Source organism: Ottowia sp. (assembly GCF_047975795.1).
In the GTDB taxonomy this organism is placed as follows: Bacteria; Pseudomonadota; Gammaproteobacteria; order Burkholderiales; family Burkholderiaceae_C; genus Ottowia.
In genome coordinates this window covers 1-14,223 of the sequence record NZ_JBKEEE010000094.1, presented here as the reverse complement: position 1 = coordinate 14,223, position 14,223 = coordinate 1, and the positions used below count along the sequence as shown (strand labels likewise).

General features: G+C 64.1%; 12 protein-coding genes. 8 read left to right on the top strand and 4 right to left on the bottom strand.

Features of this window, described 5'->3' with window-relative positions; genetic code table 11:
- The first annotated feature begins 420 nt into the window (after window positions 1-420).
- Window positions 421-1,512, top strand: coding sequence for an ABC transporter substrate-binding protein (locus tag ACK5NW_RS14320; RefSeq protein ID WP_416929227.1), 1,092 nt, complete (start codon window positions 421-423; stop codon window positions 1,510-1,512).
- Between the two features lie 30 nt (window positions 1,513-1,542).
- Here ACK5NW_RS14320 and ACK5NW_RS14315 read toward each other — a convergent pair whose 3' ends face one another.
- Together ACK5NW_RS14315 and gloB are read right to left on the bottom strand one after the other, a co-directional pair.
- On the bottom strand, window positions 1,543-3,135 hold the full coding sequence (locus ACK5NW_RS14315; RefSeq protein ID WP_416929225.1) for a transglycosylase SLT domain-containing protein: 1,593 nt from the start codon (window positions 3,133-3,135) through the stop codon (window positions 1,543-1,545).
- Window positions 3,132-3,908, bottom strand: coding sequence for a hydroxyacylglutathione hydrolase (gene gloB / locus ACK5NW_RS14310; protein ID WP_416929223.1), 777 nt, complete (start codon window positions 3,906-3,908; stop codon window positions 3,132-3,134). Before gloB ends, ACK5NW_RS14315 begins: the two co-directional genes overlap by 4 nt.
- A gap of 102 nt (window positions 3,909-4,010) precedes the next feature.
- Between gloB and ACK5NW_RS14305 the strand changes: the two genes are divergently transcribed.
- Genes ACK5NW_RS14305 through ACK5NW_RS14285 form a run of 5 tightly spaced genes read left to right on the top strand, consistent with a single transcriptional unit; the run spans window position 4,011 to window position 9,898 of the window.
- Complete coding sequence (locus ACK5NW_RS14305) at window positions 4,011-4,847, top strand: class I SAM-dependent methyltransferase (RefSeq protein WP_416929221.1); 837 nt, start codon at window positions 4,011-4,013, stop codon at window positions 4,845-4,847.
- Window positions 4,834-5,271 carry a ribonuclease HI gene (rnhA, locus tag ACK5NW_RS14300; RefSeq protein ID WP_416929219.1) on the top strand — a complete coding sequence of 146 codons (438 nt, stop codon included), beginning with the start codon at window positions 4,834-4,836 and terminating at the stop codon, window positions 5,269-5,271. Before ACK5NW_RS14305 ends, rnhA begins: the two co-directional genes overlap by 14 nt.
- A gap of 5 nt (window positions 5,272-5,276) precedes the next feature.
- Window positions 5,277-5,432 (top strand): hypothetical protein, encoded by a 156-nt coding sequence (locus ACK5NW_RS14295; RefSeq protein ID WP_416929217.1) that lies wholly within the window; start codon window positions 5,277-5,279, stop codon window positions 5,430-5,432.
- A 57-nt stretch (window positions 5,433-5,489) separates the two neighbouring features.
- The gene (locus ACK5NW_RS14290; RefSeq protein WP_416929215.1) at window positions 5,490-6,776 is read left to right on the top strand and encodes an efflux RND transporter periplasmic adaptor subunit; all 1,287 of its coding nucleotides are present in this window, start codon (window positions 5,490-5,492) and stop codon (window positions 6,774-6,776) included.
- A 14-nt stretch (window positions 6,777-6,790) separates the two neighbouring features.
- Window positions 6,791-9,898 carry an efflux RND transporter permease subunit gene (locus tag ACK5NW_RS14285; RefSeq protein ID WP_416929213.1) on the top strand — a complete coding sequence of 1,036 codons (3,108 nt, stop codon included), beginning with the start codon at window positions 6,791-6,793 and terminating at the stop codon, window positions 9,896-9,898.
- 43 nt (window positions 9,899-9,941) lie between these two features.
- Here ACK5NW_RS14285 and ACK5NW_RS14280 read toward each other — a convergent pair whose 3' ends face one another.
- Window positions 9,942-10,607, bottom strand: coding sequence for a hypothetical protein (locus tag ACK5NW_RS14280; protein WP_416929211.1), 666 nt, complete (start codon window positions 10,605-10,607; stop codon window positions 9,942-9,944).
- Window positions 10,608-10,722: 115 nt separating this feature from the next.
- On the opposite strand from ACK5NW_RS14280, the gene ACK5NW_RS14275 reads away from it, so the two are divergent.
- Window positions 10,723-12,426: a SulP family inorganic anion transporter gene (locus ACK5NW_RS14275; RefSeq protein ID WP_416929209.1), complete on the top strand. Its 1,704-nt coding sequence runs from the start codon at window positions 10,723-10,725 to the stop codon at window positions 12,424-12,426.
- A gap of 17 nt (window positions 12,427-12,443) precedes the next feature.
- Here ACK5NW_RS14275 and ACK5NW_RS14270 read toward each other — a convergent pair whose 3' ends face one another.
- The gene (locus tag ACK5NW_RS14270; RefSeq protein WP_416929207.1) at window positions 12,444-12,998 is read right to left on the bottom strand and encodes a flavodoxin family protein; all 555 of its coding nucleotides are present in this window, start codon (window positions 12,996-12,998) and stop codon (window positions 12,444-12,446) included.
- A 119-nt stretch (window positions 12,999-13,117) separates the two neighbouring features.
- Here ACK5NW_RS14270 and ACK5NW_RS14265 point away from each other — a divergent pair, with 119 nt between their 5' ends.
- The gene (locus ACK5NW_RS14265) at window positions 13,118-14,089 is read left to right on the top strand and encodes a LysR family transcriptional regulator (protein WP_416929205.1); all 972 of its coding nucleotides are present in this window, start codon (window positions 13,118-13,120) and stop codon (window positions 14,087-14,089) included.
- Window positions 14,090-14,223: the final 134 nt, after the last annotated feature.

Below are 14,223 nucleotides of genomic sequence, written 5' to 3'. Positions count from 1 at the left end.
TGATGGCACTTATAAAAATGATGGATTTGTTGTCATGGCAAGGCGCAAACCGCAGCGATAGCCGTAGCTACCGCGAGGATTTGCAACGCCGCCATGGCGGCAAAGACGCGTTTTTATGTGCTAGATAGCGTCGAACACTACACTAGCATTGGCACTCAAGAAAAACCCGATGCGGGCGCGCCCTGATGCGGCACCGGCTGACCTGATTTACGGTACGCGCCTAGTGTCCTGAGTTGTAAGTTCGTTGAAATGAGAAATCTGCCGAAATCGGCACCAGGCAAGGCGCAAAACGTAGCGATACCGGGCGGTATCGCGAGGCTTTGCAACGCCGCATGGTGCCGATTTTCGGTGGATTTGTTCAATGAATTTGCAATTCGGGACACTAGCATTCATTGACATTCCCACCCATAGGCGTTCGACGTGTTCGGCACCTCATCTTCTTTACCGATTTCTCGCCGCCGCCTGCTGGCTGGTGCGTCAGCTTTGGCGTTGACTGTGCCGGTTGCGTCGTCTGCGCGCGCCCAATCATCAGCACTATCCGAGCCTCCATCACAGCCCGAGATCGCCGCCGTGCGCTTAGGTCTGGGCGGCAAGACGGCGCTGTACCACCTGCCGCTGATGCTGGCCGAGCAGTTGGGCTACTTCAAGGCTGAGGGGCTGCAGGTAGAGCTGCAAGACCATGCCGGTGGCGGGCAGGTCACACAGGCTCTGGTGCAGGGTCAGGCTGATGTAGCCGCTGGAGGCTTTGAGCACACCATCTTCTTGCGCCAGCGCGGTGTGCCATGCCAGGCGTTTGCGCTGTACGGGCGGGCACCGCAAATCGTGTTGGGCGTCAGCACGCGCGTGTGGCCTGATTTTCACGGGCTGTACCAGTTGCGTGGACGGCGGGTGGGGGTGTCATCGCTGGGGGCATCTACCCACTGGCTGGCCCAGGTGGTGCTGGCGCGCGCCAATATGGCTTCAGACAGCGTGGAGTTTGTCAGCGTGGGCACGGGCCTGGCTGCGGTCATGGCGCTGCGCGAAGGGCGGGTGGATGCCTTGTCCAATACCGATCCGGCCATCAGTGCGCTGGAATTCAGCGGGCAATTGCGGGTGCTGAGTGATATGCGCTCGCTGCGCGGCACGCAGGATGTGTTTGGCGGCCTGATGCCTGGCGGTTGCCTGTACGCGCCACAGGATTTTGTGCAGCGCCACCCCAAAACCCTGCAAGCGCTGACCAACGCCGTAGTGCGTGCGCTGACATGGCTGCAAACCGCAGGCCCGAGCGATCTGGTGCGCGTTGTGCCCGAGACGTACATGCAAGGCGATCGGGCCGTGTATCTGGCGGCGTTTGAAAAAGCGCGTGAAGGGTTTTCGCCCGATGGGTTGTTCAGCGAAGGTGGGGTGCGCACAGCATGGCGGGCGGTGGCCCGCTATGGCCATCGGACAGAGGCCTTGCCACCGGTGGGTTTAAGCCGTCTTTTTTATACCAACGAGTTTACGCAACGCGCCAAGCAGCGCTTTCAGACTTGAAGCATTTTCAGCTTTGATGGCGGTGGGCCGCTACTTCTTTTTGCTGGACGATTTGGTTTTTTTGGTGCTCTTTGTGGTGCTTTTTTTGGCACTGCTTTTGGAGGTGCTCTTGGCCGTACTTTTGCGGCTGGATTTTTTGCCGCTGGATTTAGATTTGGATTTTGCGGTGGTGGACCGGCTGGAGCGCTTTTTGCCAGCGGCCACACCATCGCGTGCGGCAGCGGCAGCCGCACGCACCGGCAGGTACACCACCACCCGTTGTCCGTGTTTGAGGCGCGTGTTGGTGCGTTTTTTGTTCCAGCCTGCCACAGTGCTGGCGGGCAGGTCGTAGCGCGCGGCAAGGCGGGCGATGGAGTCACCCTTGCGGGCGCGCACCGTGGTGCGGCGCAGCACGATTTCAGGCGTGTAGGCCAGTTGTGCGTTGTTGACCACATGGTCGGCCACGGCGGCGGCCGCGCCGTTGCTGCGACGCACCAGCACCGTCGAGCCAGACTTGATGATCATGCCGCGCGGGATATTGTTCATCTCGCGGAAGTCTTCTTCGCTCATGCCAAAGCGGCTGGCCACTTCACGCGAAGGTTGGGTGGATGACGCCACCCAGGCCGTCCAGGAAGCCAGCGAATCGGTAGGGGTGGCGGCCAGGTTTTTCTTGAAGGTGGCCGCGTTTTCCCACGGCAGCAGCACCTGCGGTGTGCCTGCGGCAAAGATGACCGGTTTGCGCTGCGAGGGGTTGAGCGCCTTGAAGTCTTCCAGCCGCACCTCGGCCAGGCGCGCGGCCACTTCCACGTCCATGTCGCGCGTGATGTCCACGGTGTCGAAAAAGGGGTGGTTTTCGATCACCGGCAGCACGGTGCTGAACGCCTGTGGTCGGGCAATGATGTTTTTGACGGCTTGCAGCTTGGGCACGTAGTTTTGCGTCTCGGCCGGCATTTTCAGATCCATGTAGCCGGTCGGCAGGCCCGCGGCCTGGTTGCGCTCAATGGCGCGCTTGACGCTGCCCTGGCCCCAGTTGTAGGCGGCCAGTGCCAGATGCCAGTCGCCAAACATGGTGTGCAGCATTTGCAGGTAGTCCAGCGCGGCGCGGGTCGAGTCGATAACGTCGCGGCGGTCGTCGCGCAGGATGTTTTGCGTCAGCTCAAAGTCGCGCCCGGTGGCGGGCATGAACTGCCACATGCCCGCTGCGCGGGCGCTGGACACGGCTTGCGGGTTGAAGGCCGATTCGATGTAGGGCAGCAGCGCCAGCTCGGTCGGCATGCCACGCAGCTCCAGCTCTTCAACAATGTGAAAGATGTACATGCGCGAGCGCTCGACCATGCGTCCGATGTAATCGGGCCGACTGGCGTACCACTCCTCGTGCTTGCGCACCAGGTCGTTGTCGAGATCAGGCATGGCGTAGCCGCGGCGGATACGGTCCCAAATGTCGGTGGGCGCATCCAGTGAGGCCACGGCGGTGGAAGGCAGCTCGGTCACCGCCACCGAGGGCATGTCGCCATAACTGGGCGGCACGCTGCTGACGGCAGGGGCGTTGTCGTCCGAAGGTGTGTCGCTGGGGGTGGTTCCGGGGACGGCGCAGCCCGCCAGCCACACGCTGGTGGCCAGCGTCAGTGCAAAAGACCATTTCATTTGAATTCGTTCTTCCATTGGCGAAGCGCGGCAAACACGGCCACGTCGTCGTTTGTTGATGGCAGGGCCGCATGGGTCTGCACTGAGCGCATGACCTCAGGCGTGCGGCTGCGCAAGAATGGGTTGATGGTGCGTTCCAGCCCCATACGGGACGGCAGCGTGGGTTGGCCTTGCCTGCGCAGCAACTGGCAGTGCTGCTCGTAAGCGGCCAGCGCTGTGTTGTCTGGCTCTACCGTGCGGGCAAAACGCAGGTTGCTCAGGGTGTATTCGTGCGCGCAGCACACGCGGGTGTCGTCTGGCAACGCGGCCAGCGTATCCAGCGAGACCAGCATTTGCGCGGGCGTGCCTTCAAACAAGCGCCCACAGCCGCCAGAAAACAGGGTGTCACCGCAAAACAGCAGGGGCGCGCCCGCGGCATTGTCGGCCAAGTAAGCGACGTGCCCCGCCGTATGGCCCGGCACGTCAATGGCGCGAAATCCGATGCCCAGCGCCTGAAACTGGTCGCCGCCTTGCAGGGGCTGGTAAGGCGCGGGAATGCGCTCGCGCGCCGGGCCAAGCACCTGCGCGCCCGTGGACTGGCGCAAGGCCGCCACGCCGCCGGTGTGATCGGCGTGGTGGTGCGTGACTAGAATGCTCAAGAGCTTCAGCCCCAGGCCGCTTAATGCCTGCTCGACAGGGGCGGCATCGCCCGGGTCGACCACCAGGGCCTGTTGCCCGTTGTGCAGCAACCAGACATAGTTGTCCTCAAAAGCGGGCAGTGCAATCAATTTCATGAAGCGTGAATTATAAAAAGCGATGACCTGCCTTTTGGCCACCGCCACCTTCTTTGTAACCAGCGTCAAGCTGCCGCCTCTGGCGCTGCTCTGCGTGCGCCCATGACCGATCTGAACGACTGGTTTCAAACGCCACCCGGCCAGTACCTGCTGGAGTGGGAACGCGCCCAGTTCGACGCCGCGCTGGCCGACGTGTTTGGCTACCACGCGGTGCAACTGGGCCTGCCCGCCGTGGATGCGCTGAGCGCCAACCGCATGCCGCACCGCTGGCTGGCGAGCACCGGGGTGGCATCTCTGGAGGCAGTCACCCGTCTTTCGACGGGCACCGAACAAACGCCTGCCTACTCGCGTGTGGCTTTCGCCGCCGACGCCACGGCCTTGCCATTTGCCGAGGCCAGCCTGGATTTGCTGGTGCTGCCGCACACGCTGGAACTCAGCGGCGACCCGCACGCCACCTTGCGCGAAGTGCAGCGTGTGCTGGTGCATGAGGGCAAAGTGGCCATTGCGGGCTTCAGCCCCGCCAGCCTGTGGGGTCTGCGCCAGTGGCGCGCGCGGCAATGGCAGCGCGTGGGCCATGGCAGCACGTACCTGCCAGACGTGGGTGAATTCATCAGCCCGTGGCGTTTGCGCGACTGGCTGCGGCTGCTGGAGTTTGAGCTGGAAGACACCGCCCACGGCTGCTGGCGACCCGCTGTGCGCAGCGAACGGGCGTTGGCGCGCTTTGGCTGGATGGATCGGGCGGGCGCGCGCTGGTGGCCGTTTTTTGGCGCGGCCTATTTCATGCTGGCCGTCAAGCGCACGCATGGGGCCAGGCTGGTGGGTGCGGCCTGGAAAAAAACGCCTGCCGTGGTGGGCGCGCCCGCTTCGGTGGCCAATCGGTCGGCACAGCCCTCACGACCTTCAACACGCTTGAGCGAGAAAACCTGTGGATCAGATTGAGATGTACACCGACGGTGCCTGCAAAGGCAACCCCGGCCCCGGCGGCTGGGGCGTTTGGCTGCGTGCGGGCGCGCACGAAAAAGAGCTGTTTGGCGGCGAGGCATCGACCACCAACAATCGCATGGAGTTGACGGCGGTGATCGAAGGGCTGTCCGCCCTCAAGCGTCCGTGCGAGGTGGATGTGTACCTGGACAGTCAGTACGTGCGACAGGGCATCACGCAATGGATCACAGGCTGGAAAGCCAAGGGCTGGCGCACGGCCAGCAAGCAGCCGGTGAAAAACGTCGATTTGTGGCAAAAGCTGGACGCGCTGGTCAGCGACGGGCCGCACCGCATCCGCTGGCATTGGGTCAAAGGGCACGCCGGACACGAAGGCAACGAACGCGCCGATGCGCTGGCCAACCGGGGCGTGCCTGTGACCTGACCCGCATGGGCAAGGGGCTGATAGACGTCTTTTTGCTCCTGAAAAAGAAGCTTTCATGGCAGTTGCGGGCAGCATTAAAGCCATTTTTTGCCATCAACATCAGAGAGGCCCAAAAAGCGATGCGGCGACTGGGTGCAATGGCCCGGCATGGGCGTGCCTGAGGTGCTACATTTTGTAGAACATCGTGCGCCACTTGTCATGGCGACTCGGACACATTTTTGAAATCTTCCTCCTTCTTCATCGCCATGCTGGCGCTGGCTGGTGCCACAGGCACCGCCTGGTGGCTGCAACGGCCCGCGCCAGAGCGGGCGGTGAATGCTGCACCTGCACTTGCACCTGGGTCGGCCACGGCCAGCGCTGCGCAGGCGGCTTCCACCGCCGATGGCCCGGTGGTCGAGTCGGCGCGCGTGCAGCGGCGCACCCTGGCCGACACGGTGGACGCCGTGGGTTCGCTGCGCGCGCGCCAGGGCACCGTGGTGCGCGCCGAGGTGGGCGGGCGCGTGACACAAATCAATTTCCGCGATAGCCAGCGCGTGACCAAGGGGCAACTGCTGGTGCAACTGGACGACCGCTTGCCCCAGGCGCAGGTGCGGCAAGCGGTGGCCGAGCTGTCGATCGCGCAAAACCGGCACCGGCGCAACAGCGATCTGGTCAAACAAGGCTTTATCAGCCAGCAGGCCGTGGACGAAAGTGCCGCCGCCTTGCAGGTGGCCAAGGCCAAGGCCGAGCTGGCCCGCGCCAGCGCCGACCGGCTGCGCGTGCACGCGCCATTTGCGGGCGTGACCGGGCTGCGCAACATCAGCGTGGGCGACTACCTGAAAGAAGGCGACGACATCGCCAGCCTGGAAGACATGAGCGCCATGTACGTCGACTTTCGCCTGCCCGAGCGTTTGCAGGCGCGGGTGCGCCCCGGCCAGACGGCGCGCGTGCAGGTGGATGCGTTTGCCGACCGCGCGTTTGCCGCCGTGGTGACGGCGGTGGATCCGCTGATCGACGCCGATGGCCGCAGCGTGGTGGCGCGCGGCTGCATCGACAACCGCTTGCAGCATTTGCGCTCGGGCATGTTTGCTCGGGTCAGCGCTCGCCTGGGCGACGACCGTGCGGTGCTGATGGTGCCTGAATCGGCGGTGGTGTCCCTGGGTGGTCGGCAAACCGTGGTGCGTCTGCGGCAAGACCAAGCCGCCTGGACGGCTGAACGGGTGGTGGTGGAAACCGGCGCGCGTGAAGCGGGCAGGGTGGAAATCGTGCGCCCGCTGGCCGCAGGCGAGCGCATTGTCACGGCGGGCCAGCAGCGTATTCAACGCGATGGTCAGCGCGTTCGGCTGATGGACGGCGACAGTGCGGCACCGGCACAAGTCCAGGCTGCGTCTGACGCTGAAGTCGTCGGGGCCAACAGCGCAGTCCAGCCCACCAGTGCAGACGAGGTGGCTGCTGCACTGCCGCTGGCCGACACCGCGCCAGGCGTCAACCCCTGCGCGGCCCTGCTGGCGGCGGCGCGGCGCTAAAAAAAGAGCGCGCCATGCAACTGGCCGAAGTGTCCATTCGCCGCCCGGTATTCGCCACCGTGCTGGCGCTGCTGATTTTGCTGATTGGGGCGGTGAGCTACACGCGTCTGTCGGTGCGCGAATATCCCAAGATCGATGAACCTGTGGTGACGGTGAACGTGCGCTACGCAGGCGCTTCGGCCGAGGTGATGGAAAGCCAGGTGACCAAGCCGCTGGAAGACTCGATTGCCGGTATTGATGCGGTGGACGTGCTGACGTCGATCAGCCGTCCGGAGCAGACGCAAGTCAGCGTGCGCTTTCGGCTGGAAAAAGACGCTGACACTGCCGCGTCTGAAGTGCGCGACCGTGTCTCGCGCGTGCGCAACCGGCTGCCGCAGGCGATCGATGAGCCGGTGATCTCCAAGGTTGAAGCGGATGCCTTTCCCATCATGTGGCTGGCGTTTTCCAGCCCCACGCGCTCGCCGCTGGAAATCACCGACCTGATCAACCGCGTGGTCAAGCCCCGGCTGCAAACCGTCAGCGGTGTGTCTGACGTGCGTATTTATGGCGAGCGCAAATTTGCCATGCGGGTGTGGCTGAACGCTGACCGCCTGGCCGCTTACCGGTTGACCACGCAGGACGTGGAAGATGCCATCCGCCGCAACAACCTGGAAGTGCCTGCGGGCCGCATCGAGTCGTCGCAGCGCGAATTTTCAGTCACCTCTGAAACCGATTTGAACCAGCCCGCGCAGTTTGCCGATATCGTCATCAAGACGGTGAACGGCTTTTCAGTGCGCCTGCGCGACGTCGGTCGGGTGGAAGAAACCGCCGCTGACGAACGCACCGCCGTGCGTCTGAACGGTGTGCCTGCGGTATCGGCGGGGGTGATTCGCCAGGCCACGGCCAACCCGCTGGAGCTGGCCCAGGGCGTGCGCGCCATGCTGCCGCGCGTGCAGCAGGATTTGCCTGCCGACGTGAAGGTGGACATTGCCAACGACAACTCGGTGTTCATCGACCGTGCCATGCAAAGCGTGTACCGGACCATCCTGGAAGCGGTGGCGTTGGTAGCGCTGGTAATTTTTGTGTTTTTGCGCACCGTTCGCGCGTCCATCATCCCCATCGTCACCATTCCGGTCAGTCTGGTGGGCAGCTTTGCGCTGATGAACCTGGCCGGTTTTTCGGTCAACACCCTGACACTGCTGGCGCTGGTGCTGGCCATTGGCCTGGTGGTGGACGACGCCATCGTGATGCTGGAAAACATTTACCGCCACATTGAAGATGGCATGAAACCGTTTGATGCCGCCATCCACGGTGCGCGCGAAATCGGTTTTGCCATCGTCGCGATGACGCTGACGCTGGCGGCGGTGTATGCGCCGCTGGCCTTCACGCCGGGGCGCACGGGCCGACTGTTCATGGAGTTTGCGCTGGCGCTGGCGGGCGCTGTGGTGGTGTCGGGCTTTGTGGCGCTGACGCTTTCGCCCATGATGTGCTCGTTGCTGCTGCGGCACAACCCCAGCCCCGGCCCATTCGATCGGGGTATGGAGCGTGTGCTGACGAGTATTTCCAATGGCTACGGAAAGCTGCTGCGCCGCGTGCTGAAAAGCGGGCGCTGGCTGGTGCTGCTGGTGATGGTAGGTTGCGGGGCGGCCATTGCCTGGCTGTATCCACACATGCGGCAAGAGCTGTCGCCGCCGGAAGACCGGGGCGTCATTTTGGCCAGCATCAACGCGCCTGATGGGGCCACGCTGGCCTTTACCGACCATTACGCTCGCCGACTGGAGCGCATCGGGCAAGACTATCCCGAGTTCAACCGCATTTTTGCCAGCCTGGGCAACCCTACGGTGTCGCAGGGTTCGATGATTTACCGCGCCAAAGACTGGAGTGAGCGCGAGCGCTCGACGCTGGATCTGGCGCGTGAGCTGCAACCGCGCCTGGATCAGCAGGCAGGCGTGAACGCCTACGTCATTACGCCGCCGTCGCTGGGTCAGCGCTTTCGGGAGCGGCCCGTGAACTTTGTGGTGCAAACCTCAGACAGCTACGACAACCTCAGCCAGGTGATGGGCCAGATCATGGCCGAGGTGGCCCAGAACCCGGGTTTTGTGGCGCCTGATCTGGACTTGCGCCTGTCCAAACCCGAGTTGCGGGTAGAGGTTGACCGTGAACGCGCCGCTGATTTGGGTGTGAGCGTGGAATCGGTCGCGCGCGCCATCGAGACCATGCTGGGCGGGCGCGTGGTCACGCGCTACAAGCGCGACGCCGAGCAGTACGACGTGATGGTGCAGACCAGCGCCCAGGGCCGCGCTGTGCCCGAGGATATCGACCGCATTCAGTTGCGTGCGCGTGGTGATGCGATGGTGCCGCTGTCGGCCTTGGTCAAGGTGCGCGAAGGCGTGTCGCCGCGCGAGCTGAACCACTTTGGCCAGCGCCGCTCGGCCACGCTGACGGCCAACCTGGCCCCGGACTATTCGCTGGGCCAGGCGCTGGATTTTTTGGAGCAGACTTCGGCCCGCGTGCTGCCCAGTGGATCGACGACCGACCTGAATGGCATCTCGCGCGAATTCCGCAGCGCGCAAGGCGCTTTGAGTACGGTGTTTGTGCTGGCACTGCTGTTCATCTTCTTGGTGCTGGCGGCGCAGTTCGAGAGCTTTGTCGACCCGCTGGTCATTATGTTCTCGGTGCCGCTGTCGATGGTGGGTGCGCTGCTGGCGCTGCAATTGACGGGCGGGTCGCTGAACGTGTATTCGCAAATCGGCCTGATTACCCTGGTGGGGCTGGTGACCAAGCACGGCATTTTGATTGTGGAGTTCACCAACCAGCTGCGCCAGCGTGGCGAAGACATGGCCGAGGCGCTGGTGCACGCCAGCGCGCAGCGCCTGCGCCCTATTTTGATGACCACCGGGGCCATGGTGTTGGGGGCGTTGCCGCTGGCTTTGTCGACCGGTGCCGGGGCCGAAAGCCGCCGCCAGATCGGTTGGGTGATTGTGGGCGGCATGAGCGTGGGCACGCTGCTGACCATCTTTGTGGTGCCCACGGTGTATTCGCTGCTGGCGCGCCGCCGCGTGCCGGGGGCCATTACCGCCGAGGTGGCTCCGCTGCCCGAGGACAGCAGTTCGGTGGTGAAAGCGCCGCCTCAGTCAGCCTGACGGACGCTGGGGCGCTGGCTTTTGCTGTGTCAGATCGGCGGTGTCAGCGCGATGACTTGGGGTTACGTATCACCACCGCGCCCGACGGCTCGTCCAGCCGGGAAGGTGCACGCGTGAACTGGGTGGAGGTGATGGGCTTGCCAAAGGTGCGCGTGGTCGTGGTGGCGTAGGGGTTGCTTGCGGGCCGGTTTGGGCGGTCAGTATTGCCGTAGGGATTGCGGGTTCTGTGGGACGGGTAGTAAGTGGGGTAGCTGGGTTGCACCACCACGATGTCAGCGGGTGGCTGCTGGCCGCAGGCCAAGGCGGCGTTGTAGCGCGCGGTGCGGATTTCTTCTTCTGAGGCGGCAAAGCTGGCAGCCCGAAAGCTGGCCTCGGCACGCGCTGCGCGGCAGGCTTGGGATTCGGCCTGTGATTGTCCGGCGCGGGCGTATTCCAGTGCCACGGCGTTTTGATCGGCCTGCAATTGCTGGCGCGCGCGCTCCAGCGCCAGTTGCTCGCGCCGGTCGGCATCTTCGCGGGCCAAGGCGGCAGCGTCGGCGTCGCGCTGCACATCGTCCGGGGTTCGTGCGGGCACTACCAGCTCGCCACCTTTGCAGGGCTGGTCGGTGTACAGCGTTTTTCCGGTTTTGGGGTCCAGGCATTTGATGGCCTGGGCGTTGGCCAGCAGCGGCATGCACAGCACGGCGGTCAGCAACAGGGGGCGAATCATCGGGCTTTCCTTGAGAGATACTGGTTTTAACGCATTCAAGCCATTGGATGCCGACAGTGCCAGATCGTTCACGCCAGCGCGTTCAGAGTGAACGTCACCTACCATTGGCCACACCATGCTTGAGCGTTTGACGCCTTACCTGCCATTTCTGCGCTGGCCGCGCCCGTCGGCGGCGTTGCTGCGCAGTGAGCTGATGGCGGGGCTGGCGGTGGGGATGATGGTGATCCCCCAGGGCGTGGCCTACGCGCAACTGGCAGGCATGCCTTTGGTGACGGGCATTTATGCGTCCATGCTGCCCGCTTTGGTGGCGGTGCTGCTGTCGGCTTCGGCGCGGCTGTCGGTGGGGCCGACGGCGCTGACTTCGCTGCTGATTTATGCCTCGTTGTCGCCGCTGGCGCAGCCCGGCAGTGCCCAGTGGGTGTCGCTGGCGGTGTGGCTGGCCTTGATGTCGGGCGCGCTGCAAGTGGTGCTGGGGGTGGTGCGTTTTGGCTGGCTGTTGAATCTGGTCAATTCACCGGTGCTGATGGCGTTCACGCAGGCGGCGGCGGTGCTCATCATCGCCTCGCAGTTGCCTGCGCTGCTGGGTGCGGCGGGTGGGTGGGCATCGCTGCTGCACGCGCCTTCGGTGCACGGCTGGGCACTGGTGTTTGGTGTGGCAGCGCTGGCGCTGCTGATGCTGGTGCGGCGCTGGAAACCTGCGTTTCCTTCGGTGCTGGTGCTGGTGCTGGTGGCGGCGGGTTTGAGTTATGTGCTGGGCTTTGAGCAAGGCGGTGGCCGTGTGGTGGGGCCGCTGCCGCAGGGGCTGCCAGCGCTGTATTGGCCGGGCTGGCCGGGCTGGCAAGTGCTGGGGCAACTGGTGATGCCTACGTTGGTTATCACCCTGGTCAGCTTTTTGGAGACCGCCTCCAGCGCCAAGGTGGACAGCCAGCGCAAGGGCGAGCGTTGGGATCAGGATCAGGACTTGATTGGCCAGGGGCTGGCCAAGGTGGCGTCGGGTCTGTCGGGGGCGTTTGCCACCAGTTCGTCGTTTTCGCGCTCGGCGCTCAATCTGTATGCCGGGGCGCAAACCGGCTGGGCCACGATTTTTTCAGTGCTGGTGGTGTTGTTGGCCTTGCTGGTGCTCACGCCCGTGCTGCGCTTTGTGCCGCAGGCGGTGCTGGCAGCGATTGTGGTGGTGGCTGTGACGGGGCTGTTAAAGCCCCGAGAGTTCATTAAGTTATGGGCTGTATCGCGTGTGGAATTTGCCATTGCAGCTACTACATTTATAGTGACCATTGCCGCTGCACCGGCGCTGTACTGGGGTGTTCTGGTGGGGGTGCTGGGGTCGTTATCGCATTTTTTGTACCTGCACCTGCACCCGCGCATCATCGAGGTGGGCTTGCACCAGGATGGCAGCCTGCGTGATCGCCATTTGTGGCATCTGCCAGCGCTGGCTCCTCATACCTGTGCGTTGCGCATGGACGCGGCGCTGGATTTTGCAGCCGCGGCCCAGTTCGAGCGGCACGTCAGCGAGCACCTGAGCGCACACCCCGATACCCGCCATGTGTGCCTGTTTGCCTATCCCATCAACCGCATCGACGCTACCGGGGCCGAGGCCCTCGACCGCCTGATGCAACAGTGGCGTGCGCAGCAAATCACGCTGCACATCAGCGGCATGAAGTTGCCGGTAGAAAAAGTGTTGCGCGCAGCGGGCGTGTTGGCTGCGCACAGCTTGCTGCGCCTGTACCGCACGGATGCCGAGGCTTTGCAGGCACTGGATACGTTGCGCAGGCAGGCCAGCGTGCCCGACCCACATGATTTGCCTGCGGCAGCGATTTGAAGCGAAGGCGCCCAGGCTCAGGCGCTCAGGCGTTGCGCTTGCTCGCGCACGCGCTGGCCAAAGGCGCGCGCCGTGTCCAGGTCGCCCGTGGCCATTTCGGCGGCGCTGGCGTCTGACGGCGTGGTGGCCAGCGCACCGGCAAAACCGCCCATATGGTTCAGGTCGTTGCGGCTGGCCGCCTTGGTGTTGGCGGGCATCATGCCGGTGCCCACCCACAGGCCGCCGTGCTGCATGGCCAGGTGCATCAGGTAGCTGATGGTTTGGCCTTTGTCGCCGTTCATGCTGGCGCTGTTGGTAAAACCGGCGAACAGCTTGTTGCGCCAGCCCTGCGCAAACCAGGGCTTGCTGCTGGCTTCGGCAAACTTCTTGAACTGCCAACTCGGGCCACCCATGTAAGTCGGTGTGCCCAACACGATGGTGCTGGCCGCGGCCAGCTTGTCCCAGCCGCCTTCGGGCAGTTGGCCTTCGGCGTCAATCGCCAGCAATTCGGCTTGCGCGCCTTCGGCCACGGCCTGGGCCATGCGCTGGGTGTGGCCGTAGCCAGAGTGGTACACAACAACAATCGAGTTCATAAAAGGCCAATTCCTTGTTGATTTGAGAATGAAAAGGAAGGGCATTATCCCGCCCCATCGACTTGGCTGGAGGGTGGCTTTCGATGGCATGATTCAAATTATTTGAAATCAAGTTGCCCATGCCGCCCACCCGCAACCCACTCACGCCCGAAGCTTTGACCATGCTGCAAGCGGTGGCTGATCACGGCAGTCTGGCGGGTGCCGCGCGCGCTCTGGGGTTGGTGCCCAGCGCGCTGAGCTACCGCGTGCGCCAGCTTGAAGAAGCGCTGGACGTGCTGCTGTTCGACCGCAGCACGCGCCAGGCACGCCTGACCGAAGCGGGCACCGAGTTGCTGCGCGAAGGTGCGCGCCTGCTGGCTGAGATCGACGCGGTGGCCAACCGCGTGCGCCGTGTCGCCACCGGCTGGGAGCCTCAATTGACGATCGCGCTCGACACCGTGATTGCTCCCACGCCGGTCATGGAGTTGGCTGCGACCTTTTACGAACTGGCCGCACCCACGCGGCTGAAATTGCTGGACGAGTCGCTGCTGGGCACGGTGCAGGCCGTCACGCAAGGCCATGCCGACCTGGCCATTGGCACCGTGGCCGATGCGGCCAGTCTGAGCTATGCCGCCCCCGGCGTGCACAGCCGCTGGCTGGGCGAGTTGCGCTTTGTGTATTGCGTGGCTCCGCAGCACCCTTTGGCGCGTCTGGCTGGCCCGCTGACCGATGCCCGGTTGCGCCAGCACCGGGCCGTGGCCACGGCCGATTCAAGCCGCAGTGGCCAGGGTATGACGGTGAATCTGGTGAGCGGGCAAGATGTGCTGACGGTGCCCAGCACGTCCGCCAAGCTGCTGGCTTTGCTGCATGGTCTGGGTGGCGGTTTTTTGCCTGAGCCTATGGCCAGACTCCACATAGCCGCCGGACATTTGGTGGCCTGTGAGACGGTGCGCAGCGTACCGCTGGCCCAGTTGCACTGCGCCTGGCGGGTCGCCGCGCACGGCCAGTCAGGGCGCGCTATGCAATGGTGGCTGGCGCGGCTGGACAGCGACACCACGCGCCGTGCGCTGTTGCAAGGCCATGAGGCGCGGCGGTCAACGCTTGACGCCTGAGAGCGTGTTCAACGTCTCTGCGCGGGTGTGTGGGCGCGGCCCCGGGCGGTCTGCTGCGTTGCAAATCCTCGCGATACCGCCAGGTATCGCTGCGGTTTGCGCCTTGCAGCCCATCCCGATCCGCATCCCGCACT